The sequence below is a fragment of the Variovorax sp. GW531-E2 genome, from assembly GCF_059423125.1.
Map to the genome: position 1 here is coordinate 1 of NZ_JBWKXQ010000060.1, position 15,934 is coordinate 15,934.

General features: G+C 67.2%; 15 protein-coding genes. 8 read left to right on the forward strand and 7 right to left on the reverse strand.

Annotation, left to right across the window (positions count from 1 at the left end):
- The first annotated feature begins 25 nt into the window (after positions 1-25).
- The 4 genes from AC07XP_RS25935 to AC07XP_RS25950 all read left to right on the forward strand — a co-directional run bounded on the left by AC07XP_RS25935 (position 26) and on the right by AC07XP_RS25950 (position 3,727).
- Positions 26-1,390, forward strand: a complete 1,365-nt coding sequence (locus AC07XP_RS25935) for a cache domain-containing protein (RefSeq protein ID WP_062472165.1) — start codon at positions 26-28, stop codon at positions 1,388-1,390.
- A gap of 5 nt (positions 1,391-1,395) precedes the next feature.
- Positions 1,396-2,073 (forward strand): response regulator, encoded by a 678-nt coding sequence (locus AC07XP_RS25940; protein WP_495266295.1) that lies wholly within the window; start codon positions 1,396-1,398, stop codon positions 2,071-2,073.
- A gap of 381 nt (positions 2,074-2,454) precedes the next feature.
- A complete protein-coding gene (locus tag AC07XP_RS25945) occupies positions 2,455-2,697 on the forward strand; it encodes a hypothetical protein (RefSeq protein ID WP_070061615.1) in 243 nt (80 codons plus the stop codon).
- Between the two features lie 769 nt (positions 2,698-3,466).
- Positions 3,467-3,727 carry a DUF1488 family protein gene (locus tag AC07XP_RS25950; RefSeq protein WP_369631807.1) on the forward strand — a complete coding sequence of 87 codons (261 nt, stop codon included), beginning with the start codon at positions 3,467-3,469 and terminating at the stop codon, positions 3,725-3,727.
- Positions 3,728-3,746: 19 nt separating this feature from the next.
- Here AC07XP_RS25950 and AC07XP_RS25955 read toward each other — a convergent pair whose 3' ends face one another.
- Positions 3,747-4,454: a Crp/Fnr family transcriptional regulator gene (locus AC07XP_RS25955; RefSeq protein ID WP_062472158.1), complete on the reverse strand. Its 708-nt coding sequence runs from the start codon at positions 4,452-4,454 to the stop codon at positions 3,747-3,749.
- Positions 4,455-4,568: 114 nt separating this feature from the next.
- A complete protein-coding gene (locus AC07XP_RS25960; RefSeq protein ID WP_495266296.1) occupies positions 4,569-5,309 on the reverse strand; it encodes a Crp/Fnr family transcriptional regulator in 741 nt (246 codons plus the stop codon).
- Positions 5,310-5,822: 513 nt separating this feature from the next.
- On the opposite strand from AC07XP_RS25960, the gene AC07XP_RS25965 reads away from it, so the two are divergent.
- The 4 genes from AC07XP_RS25965 (at position 5,823) to AC07XP_RS25980 (ending at position 8,515) form a co-directional block, all read left to right on the forward strand.
- The gene (locus AC07XP_RS25965; protein WP_062472154.1) at positions 5,823-6,035 is read left to right on the forward strand and encodes a hypothetical protein; all 213 of its coding nucleotides are present in this window, start codon (positions 5,823-5,825) and stop codon (positions 6,033-6,035) included.
- A 346-nt stretch (positions 6,036-6,381) separates the two neighbouring features.
- A complete protein-coding gene (locus AC07XP_RS25970; protein WP_495266297.1) occupies positions 6,382-7,044 on the forward strand; it encodes a tRNA-uridine aminocarboxypropyltransferase in 663 nt (220 codons plus the stop codon).
- Positions 7,045-7,204: 160 nt separating this feature from the next.
- Positions 7,205-7,852 carry a DUF938 domain-containing protein gene (locus AC07XP_RS25975; protein WP_495266298.1) on the forward strand — a complete coding sequence of 216 codons (648 nt, stop codon included), beginning with the start codon at positions 7,205-7,207 and terminating at the stop codon, positions 7,850-7,852.
- Positions 7,853-7,957: 105 nt separating this feature from the next.
- Positions 7,958-8,515 carry a C40 family peptidase gene (locus AC07XP_RS25980; protein WP_495266299.1) on the forward strand — a complete coding sequence of 186 codons (558 nt, stop codon included), beginning with the start codon at positions 7,958-7,960 and terminating at the stop codon, positions 8,513-8,515.
- A gap of 22 nt (positions 8,516-8,537) precedes the next feature.
- On the opposite strand, the gene AC07XP_RS25985 is transcribed toward AC07XP_RS25980, so the two are convergent.
- From AC07XP_RS25985 to AC07XP_RS26005, 5 genes are all read right to left on the reverse strand, one after another.
- The gene (locus tag AC07XP_RS25985) at positions 8,538-9,830 is read right to left on the reverse strand and encodes an FAD-dependent oxidoreductase (protein ID WP_495266300.1); all 1,293 of its coding nucleotides are present in this window, start codon (positions 9,828-9,830) and stop codon (positions 8,538-8,540) included.
- A 106-nt stretch (positions 9,831-9,936) separates the two neighbouring features.
- Positions 9,937-11,304 (reverse strand): DUF5666 domain-containing protein, encoded by a 1,368-nt coding sequence (locus tag AC07XP_RS25990; protein WP_495266301.1) that lies wholly within the window; start codon positions 11,302-11,304, stop codon positions 9,937-9,939.
- Positions 11,301-12,149 (reverse strand): DUF6502 family protein, encoded by an 849-nt coding sequence (locus AC07XP_RS25995; RefSeq protein ID WP_495266302.1) that lies wholly within the window; start codon positions 12,147-12,149, stop codon positions 11,301-11,303. Before AC07XP_RS25995 ends, AC07XP_RS25990 begins: the two co-directional genes overlap by 4 nt.
- Positions 12,150-12,268: 119 nt before the next feature.
- A complete protein-coding gene (locus AC07XP_RS26000; RefSeq protein WP_253252313.1) occupies positions 12,269-12,805 on the reverse strand; it encodes a GspH/FimT family pseudopilin in 537 nt (178 codons plus the stop codon).
- Between the two features lie 4 nt (positions 12,806-12,809).
- The gene (locus AC07XP_RS26005; protein WP_495266303.1) at positions 12,810-15,911 is read right to left on the reverse strand and encodes a pilus assembly protein; all 3,102 of its coding nucleotides are present in this window, start codon (positions 15,909-15,911) and stop codon (positions 12,810-12,812) included.
- Between the last annotated feature and the right edge of the window lie 23 nt (positions 15,912-15,934).

Here is a 15,934-nt window from a genome sequence, read left to right on the forward strand (position 1 = left end):
CCCCCGGTGGTAGTCTCCCTCCCCGATGAACCTCCGCACCAAGATCGTCGCGCTGGCCGTTGCGCCCCTGCTGGTCGCGCTGGTGCTCGTGGCCCTGGCCGTGCGTCACCAGGAGCACGACCTGGCCCAGCGCGAGCGGGCGCTCATCGAGCGCAGCTACATGGCCCAGCGCCGCAGCGAGCTGCGCAGCTACGTCGACCTGGCCGTGAGCAACCTGCTGCCGCTGTACGAGTCGGGCCTGGACGACGAGGCCACGCGCACCGAAGCCCTGCGCCGCCTGGCCACGCTCAACTACGGCGACGACGGCTACTTCTTCGTCTACGACATGGACGGCAACTCGCTCATGCACTCGCGCCAGCCCGAGCTGGTCGGCCAGAACCTGTGGAACCTGCGCGATTCGCATGGCCGCTTCACCATCCAGGAGCTGATCCAGGGCGCGCGCGACAAGGGCGGCGCCTACGTCGAGTACGAATGGCGCAAGCCCTCCAGCGCGCAGATGGCGCCCAAGCTCGGCTACGTCACCGCGCTGCCGCGCTGGAACTGGATGGTCGGCACCGGCCTGTACCTGGACGACATCCAGTCGACCATGGACACGCTCGACCGGCAGATGAACGCCAACGTCACCGCCACGCTGCTGTGGATCGCCGGCATCGCCGCGCTGTGCCTGGGCGTGGTGAGCGCGGCCGGGCTGCTGCTCAACCTCAGCGAGCACCGCACGGCCGAAGCCAAGCTGCGCCTGCTCGCGCGCCGCGTGGTGCAGTCACAGGAAGAAGAGCGCGGCCACCTCGCGCGCGAACTGCACGACGGCACCAGCCAGACGTTGGTGTCGGCCAAGCTGCTCATCGAATCGGCGGTGGAGCAGCTCGACCGCGCGCACCAGTCGCCGCCGCCCGCGCTCGGCAAGGCGCTGCAGCGACTGAACGATTCGCTCACCGAGGTGCGCCGCATCTCGCACCGGCTGCGTCCCGCGCTGCTCGATACCCTGGGCCTGCCCGCCGCGCTGGAGCGCCTGGGCGCCGAGTTCGGTGAAGAAGGCGGCGTCGACGCATCCATCATGGTCGAGGGCGAACCCTTCGAGCTGTCGCAAGAAGCCAAGACCGCGCTCTTTCGCGTCACGCAGGAAGCGTTGACCAATGTGCGCAAACACGCGCGTGCGCAACAGGTGCACATTGCGCTGGGTTTCGACGAAGAGGCCGTGCGCCTGGAGATCAGCGACGACGGCGTCGGCTTCAACGTCGAGGCCATGCAGCTCGACCCGCAGCGCGGCATCGGCCTGCGCAACATGCGCGAGCGCATGGAGTCCATCGAAGGCCGGCTGCGCATGCGCTCGGGCCGCGGCCACACGTCCATCGTGGCCGAAGTGCCCGTGCGGCGCGCAAAGCCAGAATAGCGGCCATGAAAGAAGACCCCGCCGCTGCTGCCGCTCCCGTTGTCGTGCGACTGTTCCTGGTCGACGACCACCCGCTGGTGCGCGACGGCCTGCGCGCGCGCCTGGGCGCCATGCCCGGCCTGGAGATCGTGGGCGAGGCTGGCAGTGGGGCCGAGGCGCTGGCACTCATCGGCCCTGCGCAGCCGCACCTCGTGCTCATGGACGTGGGCATGAAGGACATGAACGGCATCGAGCTGGCGGCGCTGCTGCTGCAACAACAGCCGCAGCACCAGCAGCCCGCGCCGCACATCGTGATGCTCAGCATGTACGACAACCCCGAGTACGTGCAGAAGGCCCTGCAGGTCGGCGCGCGCGGCTACGTGCTGAAAGACGCGCCGGCCGCGGAGATCGTGGCGGCCATCGAGGCCGTGTCGGCGGGCGGCACCTTCTTGAGCCCGGCCGTGTCGAAGAAACTCTTTCGCAACCAGACCCCGCGCCCGCTGCTCACGCCGCGCGAGAGCGAAATCTTGAGCGCGCTCGGCCGCGGTGAATCGAGCAAGCAGATCGCACGCGACCTCGGCCTGAGCGTGCGCACCGTGGAGGCGCACCGCCAGAGCATCAAGCGGCGCCTGGGCATCGAAGGGCAGGCGGAGCTCATCAAGTACGCGGTGGAACACGCGCGGGAGTTCGGCGGGCAGGGTTGAGGCGCTGCTGTCGATGCGGGGCTTGGGCCCTGCTTTCAGGGCCTGACTGTCAGGGCTTTGTGAATCGCCGCTGCCGCAGCGCGATTACTTGCGCGAACCGCGCATTCCTCGGCGAAATTTCTCTCTGTGCCGGGCAGGACTTCTCTACAGTGAATGCCCCTGTGATGAAACGACCCGCCATGTGGGCGAGGAGGGCAGCACACACCGCACCACGGACCACTGACTGATTGAGTGAATGAATGAACCGCTTCGCCTCACGGCGGGCCATCGATGCAGATCGATCGATGCAAACGTGAGGCACAAAAGGCGACGGCCACGGTGCGCGAACACCATGACCGTCTAACCAAGTGACGTGCATACACCTTGGAAGGAGCACAACAAATGGCTAAACGAATTATGGCCCGCGCTACCGCGCCGGCCTCTCCCCACGCGACCACCCCCAACGCAGCAGACCTGTTGGAATGCAAGCTGGAACAACTGAACTCACTGCTGTGGTGCTGCCACGGCGCCGGCGATGGGTGGTTCGAAGAGGCGGGGGCAGGGCATCGGGACAACCTGCTGTGGATCGCGTCGGATTTGGCGCGGGATGCGGCGGCGTTGTTTCAGGAGAGTGGGGGAGGGTGAGAGTTTGGCGCCGGTATTGGATATCGGGGTGGCTGCTTCAGACTGATTGCTGCCGCTCGGGGCGATATGCATCGAGGGCGGCTTTGCGACCCGGCACGGACTTCCGCCTCGCAAATCTGCCCGGGCCGTCTGACTGAAGTAGACACGAACCAGCCGGTGCGCTCGTGTCAATAAACGGAGGTTCCAAACGCTCTGTGGCTTGGGCGACTGCTCGCATGCGTTGTGTCTTCAGTCTCGCCAACGCGACGCAACAAGGCACATACGGTCGGTTGCCCAGGAGGCTCTACAGCATGGTTGTCGATGTCAGTTCGCAGCGTCTCGTCGAGCGTTGGCGTGTCGCCCCTGGCCAGTCGAACTTCGATCGACCACACAATGGCGTCACGAAGGATTTTCGGCATGCTGCGCCCACTGAGGTAAGTCCGAAGCAGCGACTCGGCGGTGAACTGGGAAGGTGTCATGGGCCCCTCCGTTGAAGAAGTTGAAGCCGCCACACTACCGCGCAGGAGATTTTTCGACCGTGCGCTGGCGCACAGACCGAAAACAAAAGGCGCGCCATGATCTGGTTGACGGCCATCCGGCGCTGGTAGAGGAAGCTTAAGCACCCGCCCATCAAGAGCGGCGCCTCGATGCCGGCGGGCCGTCACCTCGCTGGATTTCATGGCAAAGGCCAAGCACTTGGGCCTGCGGAGCGATCAACTCCCGTTGTCTTACGGCCGCGAAGCGCCAAGCGTGTGATAGTGCACAGCCGCCCCCAAGAAAGATTCTCGCAATGTCCGATGCTCCCTACTTTCATGATGCCTCTGGCTCCGTCCGCTTCTGGGTGGACCTGGAGGGCAACCGGTTCGTGAGTGCCAGCGTCGGGAGCCAAGCGCTGCGCTATCACTTTCACACACCCGAGAGCGCCGATCCGCTTGAAACCTTCGGCCACCATGTCGAAGAGATAGAAGCCGCGGTGCGGCGGCGTCTCTCACAGGGAGCCATGGAGCCGGTGATGCTGCGGGAGAACGACCTTCATGCTCCTGCCGTGTGAATGGCAGGAAGGCCGCCCGTCATGAGATCAACCGCGCGTAGTTGCGCTGGTTGGCCCGATAGCAATCGCACGCCGCATTTTCCAGTCCTTGGCGATCCGTGATCGTGATGGCGCCGCGGCGGTATTCGATCAGCCGACGCTCGTGCAGTGCCGTCGCTGCATTGGTGATGCCGACCCTGCGCACCCCCAGCATGCGACCCAGTACTTCATGAGTCAGTGCCAGGTGTGCGGAGTGCGCGCAATCCTGCGTGGTCAGTAGCCAGCGCGCCAGGCGCTCCTCGATCAGATGGAAGCGGTTGCACAGGCCCGAGCGACCCAGTTCCATCAGCAGCACACAGACGTAGCGGTTGAGAACACGCCTGAGCATCGTGTTGTGCTCCAGCTCCTGAGCAAAGGACTGCGCTGTCAGGCGCCAGGCCAGACCGCCGCCTTGAACGAACGCTCGCAACGGTGCGCTCTGAACACCCAGCGACAGTTCGTAGCCCAAGGCGCCCTCGTTGCCCACCAAGCCTGTTTGCAGGCCGTCGTGGCCGTCCGCCGTGGAAACCAGCGAAACAAAGGCGCTCGTGGGGAAGTGGATGTGGTGGATGGCATCGCCCGGCTCATAGAGCGTCTGGGCCGCGGCCAGTGGCACGCTCTCGCATTTTTCGAGCAGACGCGCCCTGACCATCGGCGGCAGCACTTCGAGCAGACGGTTGTGAATGGGGCGGGTCGGATGGGATGTCACAGAGCCCCTGTTGAGAGGAGCCAGCGCGAAAATGCGTGACCCGCCGCATTGTTGCCGATGCGATGGCTCACGTCTGTGCGGCGGCGCACCGAGCGTGACCATCGGCACGGCGAATCAGCTTGCCACTTGGCGAGGCAGCAGCCGATCCGTTTCGCGCTTCACGACCTCATAGCATTCACACACCTGCTGTTCCAGGCCCGGGCGGTCGAGCACCGTGATGTGACCTCGGGCGTACTTGATCAGGTTCAGACGCTGCAATTTGCCTGCCGCCTCCGTCACGCCTTCGCGTCGCACGCCGAGCATGTTGGCGATCAGCTCTTGCGTCATGACCAGTTCATTGCCGGGCAATCTGTCCAGGCTCAACAACAGCCAGCGGCACAGCTGCTGCTCGAGCGAATGATGCCGGTTGCACACCGCCGTTTGCGACATCTGGGTGATGAGCGACTGGGTGTAGCGCAGCAAGAGGTGAAGCAACGGGCCCCCCTTGTCCGTCAGCTCCTGAACGTGGGTGGCACTCAGCCTGAAGGCGTTGCCAGCACTTTGCACCACGGCACGATTGGGGGTGCTACCTCCGCCCATCAGGAGCGACACGCCCACCATGCCTTCGAAGCCGACGACCGCGATCTCCGCCGACTGCCCGTTCTCCAGCACGTACAGCAGGGAGACGATGCAATCGACGGGGAAGAAAACGTGTCGCTGCACCACCCCCGACTCGTAGAGCACCTCCCCGAGACGCAGCGGCACCAATTCGAGGAACGGCTCCATTCGGGCCATCACCTCGAGAGGGATGGCATCCAGCAGTTCGTTGTGTGCATCGGCCCGACGCAACGAAGAAGAACGAGGAGGCAATGCCATGGGCGAGATCTGCTTCCAAATTTTCATGATTCTGCGACTGAAATCCGGCGTCTGTGCGCTGGCGTACCAATCGCCGGGACATTTTTTTTGGGGGGGCTTGGTGCGCCAGCGAACAGTCAGGGACTCACTTTCTGGCTAGCGTGGGCCCCCAGAACCTCGCCTTGGAGAGCAACCCCATGTACGCGATGAGCCCCGCGGAAATCGACACCGAGAACCTGGCGCGCACTTGCTTGTACGGCCGTCAATTGCCGCTGCCGCCCAACACAGACCCAGGAAATCCAATGCGCATACATCTGCTCCGCCGCCTTTGCCGCGCGCGACCGCCTGTGCCGACCGATGATCTGGAGGAGACTCGAATGCGCGGAGTGCTGCGCAGCGCGGGGTTGAACGAGGCCGAACCTCCGTCCCCCGCTGTACCCACGTGGGCGAGTCGTCTGTTCAGGCCGGGCCACCGTGATGCGCGTGACGCCCAAAAGGCATGCTGCATCGGAACAAGCGCATTGAGCCCGTAGCATGGCCAAGCTTCTCGTGCACACAGCGACGGTGACTCTCAGCTTGCCCTTCGACATTGACGCGGACGCCGAAGTCGCAGCCCTTCGCGGCGCAGGAATCCCCGTTGATGCGCTCGGCAACGCAGAGTCTGGCTACCTGTTCGTGAGGCTCGCCAACAACCGCTGCGACAACATCTTCCGGTGGTTTCCCAACAAGAAGTTCTCAAAACCCTGAGAGGCTGCATTGATCTCTACGTCGGCGGCGAATGGCAGCAGGGATTTTCGGGGGTAGATTTTTCTGACGCGGGAGGCTACCCCTTGCTTACGGCCGGCGATCTTGATTGGGGGGCCACATGGGCTCATGCGAGTGCGATGCGCCATTGAACTCAAAGCAGACGTCCGTCGCTTCGCGGTCGATTTCTACAATCGCTGCGAAGCGGACTTTCTCGACTGCTGGTTGTAGGACGGCATAGGGCCCACTGCGGTCTTCCGACATTGTCCAAAGCTGCCGGTCGTCGCGCCACTAAGAGACATCTCCTTCCACGCATTGTCTAGCCAGGCACGCTGAATAAAACCCAACCATGTCCGCCGCTGTAGTCCCTCGCCCCCAGTGCACCGCTTGCCTGCGCCCGCTCAGCGCCTGCATTTGCCGCTGGGTCGCGCCCACTGCCCACACGGTGGAGGTACTAGTGCTGCAGCACCCGTTGGAGGTACACCAGGCCAAAGGCAGTGCCCGCCTGCTGCACCTCAGCTTGGCGCACTGCCGCTTGGTGGTGGGTGAGGCATTTGCCGTACCCGTCTGGCCGGAGGACGGCAAGCACACGCTGCTGCTGTACCCGGACAGTCTGCAAGATACCGCCCCGGACCTGCGAGTCCCACCCCCGCTACCGCCCGAGTGGCCGCAAGCCCCGTCGCGCCTGCGCCTGGTCGTGCTGGACGGCACCTGGCGCAAAAGCCGAAAGATGCTCTATCAAAGCCCGCCACTGCAACAGTTGCCCCGCTTGGCCCTGCACAACCTGCCGCCTTCGCACTACCGTATCCGCAAAGCCCATGGGCCCGACCAACTGTCCACGCTGGAGGCGACCTGCTCCGCCTTGTGCCAACTGGAAGGCGGTGCGGCGCGGTTCCAGCCCTTGTTGAATGCCTTCGACGGGTTTGTCGAGTACTTGGAGCAGGCTGGCGGGCAGCGAAACGCGCAAACCGACAAGTCCTGCCCTCGATCAAGGGATACAGGGTTCGTTTAAGCGACCAGGTGAATGGCCGGTTTTGGCCGATAGTACCTATTCGTCTCGCAGGCGCCAACGACGGCAACCGCTGCATTGCCGACATTGCGGAACTACGAAACGGATCTGAGCGATCTTGCTTTGATACCCTGTAAGTTGTACCTGCCCGAAGCTTCTCGTGATGCCCGACCTCCCTTTCAGCCCCGCCGCCGACCGCAACAAACAACCCATCCTCGATGCCCTGACCCGCATCCTCGGTGAGCGCGGCACCGCCTTGGAAATCGCCTCCGGCACAGGCCAACACGCCGCCTGGTTCGCCGCTGCCATGCCCTCATGGACCTGGCAGCCCACCGACGCAGACGCCCGCTCGCTCCCCGCGATCGCCAGTCGCGTCGAGCAAACCGCGCTGCCCAATCTGCGTCCACCGCTGCTGCTCGACGTGATGGCGCCGCAGTGGCCGGCGCAAGGCCCCGCGTTCGCTCAAGAAGGCAAAGAAGAAGAAAAGTTCGACGCCATCTACTGCGCCAACATGCTGCACATCGCGCCCTGGCCCACCTGCGCCGCGCTCATGGCCGGTGCCGCGCGGCATCTGCGTGCCGGCACCGGCGTGCTGATCACCTACGGGCCTTACTTCGAAGACGAAGCACAGCACGGCCCCACGGCGCCGAGCAATCTGGCGTTCGACGAAGACCTGCGCGCGCGCAATCCCGCGTGGGGCATTCGTCGTCTCGACGACGTGGTGGCAGAGGCGCGTCGCGTCGGCCTTGCATTGCGCGAGCGGCACGCGATGCCTGCGAACAACCTGCTGCTGGTCTTCGGCTTCAGCTGATGACGAGGAAGGGCGAGGGCGTTGTCGCCCGCCAAGGGGCTCTGCATTGCGATCCGGCCCACTCGCGCTAGAGTCGGGCCACGTCCACAAGACCGGCCTGCGCCCATGCTCGACACACCATTGCCGACGCCTCCTCATTCCCCCGCATCGCTGTCGCTGCTGCAGCAGCGACTCCTGTTCCGACTGATCCCCGCCGTCACCGCCTGCCTCCTGGCCGTCGGCTGCGCGAGCCCGCCGTCGACGCGTGCGCCCAGTGGTTCGGTTCCGAGCAGCAACATCCCGCCGTTGACGTCGGAGCAGTCGAATAGCATCACGATCCATGCGCTGGGACTGGTCGGCACGCCGTACCGCTATGGCGGCAATTCGCCCGAGGGCGGGTTCGATTGCAGCGGGCTCATCGGCTACGTGTACCGCCACAGCGTGGGGCAGGTGCCGCCGCGCACGGTGTCGCGCATGGCGGGCTTCGGCCGGCCGGTGCCGATGTCGGAGCTTCGCTCGGGCGACCTGGTGTTGTTCGGCTCGGCGTCGCCCACGCATGCGGGCATCTATGTGGGCGACGGGCGCTTCGTGCACGCGCCGTCCACGGGCGGCGAGGTGCGGCTCGACCGGCTCGACGGCGTGTACTGGTCGCGCCAGCCGACGCAGGCGCGACGGCCGGGCTGATCCGGCGAAACCGGCTCGCGCGTTACGCGCGCGGCGATTGCACGTGCTCGGCTCGCACGCCGATGCCCACGGCGCGCGCCGGCAGGGTGCGCAGCCACGGCCAGCGCCCCAGCAGGCGCAGGGCCCAGGGCATGGGGCGAGGCGCGGTCGATGCAGCCGCCTTGCGGCTGAGCACGGGCATCAGCACGCGGTCCTGCACGAGGCGCTGCGCGGCCTGGGTGACGCGCACGGGCCATTCGCGGCGGCGCTGCAGCTGGGGCAGCAGGTTGTCGATTTCCTTGTCGGTGGCGCTGCCGGCCAGCGAGGCGGCCAGCAGGTTGGCGGCGGCCACGGCGTCCTGCACGGCGAGGTTGATGCCGACGCCGCCCACGGGCGACATGGCGTGTGCGGCGTCGCCGATGCACAGCAGGCCGGGGCAGGACCACGATTCGAGCCGGTCGACGGTCACTTCGAGCAGCTTCACGGCCTCCCAGTCGGGCAGGGCCTCGGGCAGGCGGGTGGCGAAGAAGGGCGCGATGCGCGCGATCTCGGCATGGAAGGCGGCAATGCCGCGCGACTGCAGTTCGGCGCTGCCGCCCTTGCGGATGACGAAGGCGCACTGCCAGTAGTCGCCGCGGTTGAGCGTCACCAGGAGGTGGCCCGCCGCGATGTGGCCGCCGGTGGCTTCGGGGTCGCCGGCCAGCTTGGGAATGCGCATCCACAGCACGTCGATGGGCGCGCCGTAGCTGATGTGCGGCAGCGCCGCCGCGTCGCGCAGGGTGGAGTGGCGGCCGTCGGCGGCCACGATGAGGGAGGCGTGCAGCTCGATGTCCTTCGGGCCGCCGCTGTCGGGGCTGCGGGCGCCGACGCGCACTTTCACGCCGTTGACGCGGCCCTTGTCCTGCAGCAGGCCGACGGCCTCGGCGTCGGTCCACAGCTCGAAGCCGGGGTAGCGCCGCGCCTCGTCGCACATGAAATCCAGAAACTCCCACTGCGGCATGAGCACCAGGAAGCGGGCGTGCGTGGGCAGCCGCCTGAAGTCGGCAATGGTCACGCCGCGGCCCTCGTAGGTGCCGCGCAGTTCTTCGATGCGGTTGTGCGGGCGCTGCAAGAAGGCGTCGAGCAGGCCGAGTTCGTGCAGCACTTCGAGGGTCGAGGGGTGCACGGTGTCGCCCCGGAAGTCGCGCAAAAAGTCGAGATGTTTCTCGAGCACGACGACGGGCACGCCCGCGCGCGCAAGCAACAGGCCCAGCACCATGCCGGCCGGGCCGCCGCCGGCGATGCAGCAGCGGGGCGACGTGGTGGGAGCGGGCGCAGAGGTGGTGTGGGTGTCCATGGCTCCGATCGATCCGGTCGCGCCATGGGTGGCGTGGCCTGTGGGGTGCGCGGTGCGCGCACCCTCGGTGCACGCACTGCGCGGCCGGACCGCCGGGGCCCGGACCTCAGGGCTGCGTGAAGCTCACGCGCTGGGCGATGAGCACGCCGTCGACCACGCGGTCGCCGACGACGGTCACGCGCTTGCCGTTGCCCAGGTCTGCGGCGGTGCCGTTTTCGAAGATGGTACCGGAGCCGCTGGCATCCACACGCTGGCCGCGCACGATGAAGTCGGCGGCCGACATGTAGTTGGCGATGGGGCCGATCACGGTGAACGACACGGGCCCGCCGGTGCCGGGCACGTGGCGGATGCGCAGTTTCTTGACCACGAGCACCTGGCCCGAGAGGAAACCGTCGACCTCGACCTTCACGCCGTTGCCGATGGAGCCGCTGGGCCCGCCGGTGATCTGGGCGTTGCGCGCGTCGATCTTGTTGCCCAGCACGCGGAAGTCGCCCAGCGCGGCGAAGTCGGTGACCACGCCGGCCAGCTGCAGCGCGATGCCGTCGGCCGAGGGAATGGCGTACCAGCCCTGCACCTGGGTGGCGGTGAAGCGGCCGGCGGCCGGCGCCGCCGTGCCGCGCACGCGGACGATGGCGCCGTTGGCCAGGCTTGCGGCATCGATGCCGGGGCCGAAGGCCGCGCTGGCGAAGTCGATGGTCAGCAGGCCGAGGGTGAACTGCTGGCCGCCGCGGTCGAGGTTCTGCACGGTGCCGGTCACCAGCGGGGCAGTGGTGGCGGGCGCCACCAGCACGCGCGTGGCGCGCAGGATGCCCGGGGCGGCGGGCAGGCCCCACACCTGCACCACGGCGGTGTCCACGAGGTCGGCGGCGCCCTTGGCGTCGCCCCAGACGGTGGCGTTGTCGGTGGTCACGCGGGTGCCCATGACGGTGAAGCTGCCGTCCTTCAGGTCGATGGCCGACACGGCGCCGCGCAGCTCGGCGGCCGAGACGACGGTGGCGGCGATGCCGCTGGTGAAGTTGGCGTCGACCTTGCCGGCGATGCGCGCGCTCATGCCGATCTGCAGCTCGGTGGTGTCCTCGAGGCTGAAGGTGGCGCTGTCGGTGTTGTAGCGCAGGCCGTTGAGGATCACGCTGCCCAGGCCGTCGGCCGCGCCGATGCCGGCGGCGTCCGCGGTCACGCCGGTGCCGCCGGAGCCCACGCCCGAGCCGTCGCCGTTGGTGTTGCCGGCGGTGCTGTCGCCGCCGCCGGTGCTTCCGGTGCTGCCATTGCCCGTGCCGCTGCCGGAGCCGGCGTCACCCGAGCCACCGTCGCCGCCCCCACCGCCGTTGCCGGTGACCGTGGTGCCGGCGGTGCCGAAGCCCGGCGTGCCGCCGCCTCCACCGCCACCGCCTCCCCCGCAGGACAGAAGCAGGGCCATGGCGCCGGCCATCAGCAGGCCGCGCACGAGTCGCAAGGAGAGGGGAGGCGTGTTCATCGGGGGGACTCGTTGTGCTGGGGCGCGCCGGGGGCGGGCGCGCCTTCTTCGTCTTCGTAATACGTGTAGATGCCGACGCGGATGCGCGCCTTCGCGGTGGCCTTGGCCTCGGGGGGCACGCGGTCGACGGCTTCGGTCATCTCGCGGGCCAGCTCGTGGTGCAGGCCGGCCCAGCGTTCGCGCACGAGGCGTTCGATGGCCGTGCAGTCGGCCAGCGTGAGCCCGCGCGCGTACACGGCGCGCTCGAGCATGCGGGGCGTCTCGCCCAGGGTGTTGGAGACGGCGGCCAGCAGGTGGTCGCGGCCGTTGTCGCCCAGGAAGGCGAGCATCGACTGCAGGTCTTCCACCGGCACGAAGCCGTCGGCCGTGAGTTCGGCGCTGCCGTCGCTCTCGGCCACCATCTGCAGGCGCACCAGCTCGTCGAGGATGGTGCGGTGGTGCACGTTGCCCCGGCTGGCCAGGCGGGCCACGCGCTCGAACGACGGCCCGTCACCCTCGGTGACGACGGGCAGGCGGCGCAGGGAGTCGTCGTCGGTGGTCATCTGTAACCACAACGTAAAAGTCTTGGCAGCCGCTGACAGCTCGGTGTGGGGCAGCGGATCGACGGTGGCGCGGACCTTGGCGGTGACGACCTTGCGGTTCAGCCCGGTGGTGACCGAAATCTGGCTGAGGTTGGGTTTGGTCACGCCCTGGGCGCGCCAGGTGCGCTGGGCTTCCTCGATGAGCAGGTCGCGCAGCAGGGCTTCGAGGTGCGGGTGCTTGACGCCCATGCCCAGCGCCAGCCGGACCACGGGCCTGAGGATGCGAGCGCAGGCGGCAAGGGCCCAGTCCAGCCGGTGTTCCATGAATGCGGGAGCGTTGTTCCTGGTGAAGGTCGTCAAGGCAAGAGAGGCGGGACCGGCGCCCGGGCTTGCCACAGGGCCCTATTGTCGTTCGTCCGGCGGACCCCCTCGGCCGGCCGGGGTCAGGTCGCGGCGCAGGTGCCGCCGCTGGACCGGGTGACGGTGGTGCGTCCCGTGGCGCTGATGCTCACGGCGCGCGACTGGTCGGCGCTCGGGGTGGCGCGGCAGATGGTGATGCTGCTCCGGCCGGCGCCCAGGCCGGTGGCCTGGAACACGATGGCGCTGGCGCCATCGGCCTCGCGCAGCCGGTAGCCGCTGGCGGCCGCGGGCTCGACGCGCAGCACCTGCGTGTCGCTGCGCACGATCCAGCCGGCTTCCCACTGCCCGTTGGTGCTGCAGCTGGTGCCGTTGGCCGAGGCGCACAGGGTGACGGGGGCGTTGCGCTTGATGGCCTCGCTGCGCGCCAGCTGGCTGCCGGCGACCAGCGCGGTGCTGTAGCTGCTCAGCCGGGTGGACAGCCGGATGCCGTCGAACGAGGGCACGGCAATGGCGATCAGCACCACCAGCACGGCCAGCGTGACCATCAGCTCGATGAGCGTGAAGCCGCGCGGCCGGTTGCGGGCCTGCCTGGGGTGGTGGTTGCGCATGCGCGGGTGCACGGCTTTACTTCTGGATGAACCAGTAGACCCGGCCCTTGGGCTGCTTGAAGGCGGCCTTAGGGGCGGTGCCCTTGGGGCTGAGGAAGGAATTGGGACTGGCGCCGATCACGACGTCGCGGATGCTGCCGTTGTCGAGTTCGACCCGGCCCACGACTGGCGTGGGCGCGAGGCCGCCGCCCACCACGTTCTGGAAGCGTCCGAGGGGGCTCTGGGCCGCGGCGTTGACGTACGAGACGTTGTAGACCCGTGCGGTGCCCAGGTCGGCCTTGCACGTCAGCGTGTTGGGGACGGTGGGCGTGTGGGTGTTGAAGGTGGTGACGCCGTAGGCGGTCACCGAGCCGGTCACGACCTGCTCGCCGGCAGCGAGGGCGAGGTACCAACCCTTCTTGGTCGCAAGGTCCGCGGACGTCGGGTCGTCGGTCGTGGTGATGGCCTGCAGCGAGGCATGGCACAGCAGCTCGTTGCTGGTGCCGGTGCCGCAGCGGGTGAGGACGGCCTCGCTGCTCAGCCAGTTGTCGTCGGTGGGCTTGTCCACCAGCATGTAGAAGCGATTGGCCACGCTGAGGGCCGAGGTGTAGCGGCGCAGCGGCTTCTCGCGGTCGCCCGAACCCAGCAGCACGACGTAGGAGCCGGTGTCCTCCAGCACGTCGGGGCCGAACATGAACTTGCGGTTGGGCGTGCAGGTGGTCACGGTGTCGCAGCCGAGCGAGGCGATCTTCTTTAATTCCCAGGCGGACGGTGCTGCGGTGCCGATCTTGATGCGGTAGACGTTGCCGCCCAGGTCGGCGGCGTAGGCGATCTTGGCGACGCCGAGCGCGTCGGTGACCACCGTCACTTCGCCGACCACCGGGCGTTCCGTGGTGAACACCTTGCGTTGCGCGCCGGTATCGGCGTCGAGCACATAGATCCGGTTGCCCTTCACGCCGCTGCCGCAGGCCTGGGTGGCGCTGTTGGTGTCGGCGTCCTCACACTTGTCGTAGCCGCCGCCGAAGATCAGCAGTGGCGAGTTGCCCGACGCGTAGCCGCTGGCCTTCAGCACCTTCGGTGCCGACCAGGTCTGGCCGATGCCTTCGAAGTCGCTGTCGCAGTCGGTGTCATTGGACTGGTTGGGGCAGCCGCGGCGCCATTTCAGGGAGGGCGCAGCCGGGTCGGACACGTTGAAAGCGTACATCTGCCGGCCACCGCGGCGCATGCTGGCAAACAGCCAGGCCGTGTTGCCCTGGCGGTAGGCGGACACCGCGCCGTCCATGCCGTAGGCCTTTGGGGCCACAGTGGTGCCGGTGGGCACGGGCATGCCGGGGAAATCGATGCGGACGTTGTTGTCGTACAGCCGCTTCAAGCTGCCATAGAACTCGGGCGGAACAAAAGACCACAGCTCGGCGCCCGCGGCAGCCGTGCCGATGGCTCTGCTGCGGTTGCCGTTGATGGCTCGCAGCGCGCCGTCGTTGCCGCCGTAGAACACCACCACCTGGGGCGCCGTGGCGGTTCCGTAGTCGATGGCGACCGGCCGTGAATGAACCACGTCGCCATGCACGGAGGGACGCATGCCGCCGGTGGTGACCAGCGTGCCATCGGCCCGGGCCCTGTCATCGCCCTTGTTGTCGAGGCCGCGCACCCAGTCGATCAGCTTGTCGCGGTCGGCATCCACGGCGACGCCCAGGTCGCCCTTGGTGATGGCGCTGTTGCCGGTGGAGAAGTTCGTGAGTGTGCTGCAGCCGGTTGCGGCGCAGGTCTTCATGTTGCGGCTGGCCACGGTCAGGCTGCGCAGCATGTAGCCCTGCGCACCTTTTTCCACCACATCGCCGTCGGGGCTGTCGGACAGCTTGTTCTGACCCAAGCAGCCGCCCGAGGGACGGTCCGCGGGCAGGAGGAAATCCCAGTAACTGCCCCCGCTCCCCTTCGCGGGTGTCCAGAAGCTCTGGGCGCAGGGGTCCACGAAACCGGTGTTGTTGTTGATCGCGTTGCCGTCGACGGCATCCTGCAGGAGAAGTTGGCCGCCGCTGTCCAGTCCCAGCTTGTATTGCTTGAGGTTGCCGTACCAGCGCGGGCGCGCGCTGCGATCGGGGCGGAACATGCCGACGAACACCTGGTTCAGGTAGGTGCCCTGCGTGTTCACGCTCACGGGCAGGCTCACCGAGGAAAAGACGCTGTTGACCGCCTGGATCTTGCTGAAGATCTTGGCGAGCGCATCGATGAGCGCAGTATTGAGATTGGTGCTGCCGGACAGGTCGAAGTACTCACCGTCGGACCTGTCGGCCATGCTCCGGAGCAACGCCGTCCAGCCCGGGCCTTGGCCGCCGGTCGCACGGACGGCCTCGATGGTGTAGACCTTCACGCGCATGCTGTCCCTCAGGAAGCGTGCCCATTCGTCGGCGGGGTTGTCTTGCGAGCCGCTGACGCCCAGCACGATGGGGGTCGTGTCGCCGCCCGCTTGGCGCAGGGCCTCGGTCGAGATCTGGATGTCGTTGGTGTTGTCCTGCGCCGCGCCGTTGCTGATGTAGATGATGAAGGTGCCGGTGCAGTTCTCGGTGCTCGGCGGGATGTAGCGGGCGCCGTTGAACGAACTGAGCGCGTTGCCCGCCAGCGCATAGATCTGGTTGGACGCGGCGGTCCCGCGTGTATTGCCCAGATAGTCGGTCTTGAGCTTGTTGTTCCCGGCGATCGGCGCGCCGCCGGACAGGTAGCGGTAGACCTCCGCCATCGTCTTGCCGGCCTTGCCGCCGTTGGACTTGTCGGCGGTCTTGTCCAGGCTGGCGAGCATGCTGGTGTACGTGATCTTGGTGTCGCCGTCCAGCGTGCGCACGGCGGCGCGCACGTAGCCGCCGTCCGAGTTGGAGTTGCCGCCACCGGTCTCCGTGAACATCATCAGGCCGATCTTGAACTGGTTGGGGTCAAGGCTCCTGAAGGCCGTCTTGAGCGCGTCGAGTTCGGCTTCGAAAGGCTGGTTCCAGTTGGCCGTGTTGTCCAGCACGAACAGCACGTTGGGCATCTGCCCGGCCGCCTGGTTGTATTCCACGAAGAGATCGATGTCCTCCGCCTGCGCAGCCTGCATCGGCAACGCAAGCAGCACGGCGGCCCACAGCGTGGTGAGTAGTTTCCTTGTCATGGCGGGGACCCGTTCATCGTCGT

Coding starts and splice junctions, on each gene's coding strand:
- AC07XP_RS25935 (WP_062472165.1), top strand. CDS start 26: ATGAACCTCCGCACCAAGATCGTCGCGCTGGCCGTTGCGCCCCTGCTG.
- AC07XP_RS25975 (WP_495266298.1), top strand. CDS start 7,205: ATGCCCGACCTCCCTTTCAGCCCCGCCGCCGACCGCAACAAACAACCC.
- AC07XP_RS25960 (WP_495266296.1), bottom strand. CDS start 5,309: ATGGCATTGCCTCCTCGTTCTTCTTCGTTGCGTCGGGCCGATGCACAC.
- AC07XP_RS25945 (WP_070061615.1), top strand. CDS start 2,455: ATGGCTAAACGAATTATGGCCCGCGCTACCGCGCCGGCCTCTCCCCAC.
- AC07XP_RS25950 (WP_369631807.1), top strand. CDS start 3,467: ATGTCCGATGCTCCCTACTTTCATGATGCCTCTGGCTCCGTCCGCTTC.
- AC07XP_RS25985 (WP_495266300.1), bottom strand. CDS start 9,830: ATGGACACCCACACCACCTCTGCGCCCGCTCCCACCACGTCGCCCCGC.
- AC07XP_RS26005 (WP_495266303.1), bottom strand. CDS start 15,911: ATGACAAGGAAACTACTCACCACGCTGTGGGCCGCCGTGCTGCTTGCG.
- AC07XP_RS25995 (WP_495266302.1), bottom strand. CDS start 12,149: ATGGAACACCGGCTGGACTGGGCCCTTGCCGCCTGCGCTCGCATCCTC.
- AC07XP_RS25990 (WP_495266301.1), bottom strand. CDS start 11,304: ATGAACACGCCTCCCCTCTCCTTGCGACTCGTGCGCGGCCTGCTGATG.
- AC07XP_RS25965 (WP_062472154.1), top strand. CDS start 5,823: ATGGCCAAGCTTCTCGTGCACACAGCGACGGTGACTCTCAGCTTGCCC.
- AC07XP_RS25970 (WP_495266297.1), top strand. CDS start 6,382: ATGTCCGCCGCTGTAGTCCCTCGCCCCCAGTGCACCGCTTGCCTGCGC.
- AC07XP_RS25940 (WP_495266295.1), top strand. CDS start 1,396: ATGAAAGAAGACCCCGCCGCTGCTGCCGCTCCCGTTGTCGTGCGACTG.
- AC07XP_RS25980 (WP_495266299.1), top strand. CDS start 7,958: ATGCTCGACACACCATTGCCGACGCCTCCTCATTCCCCCGCATCGCTG.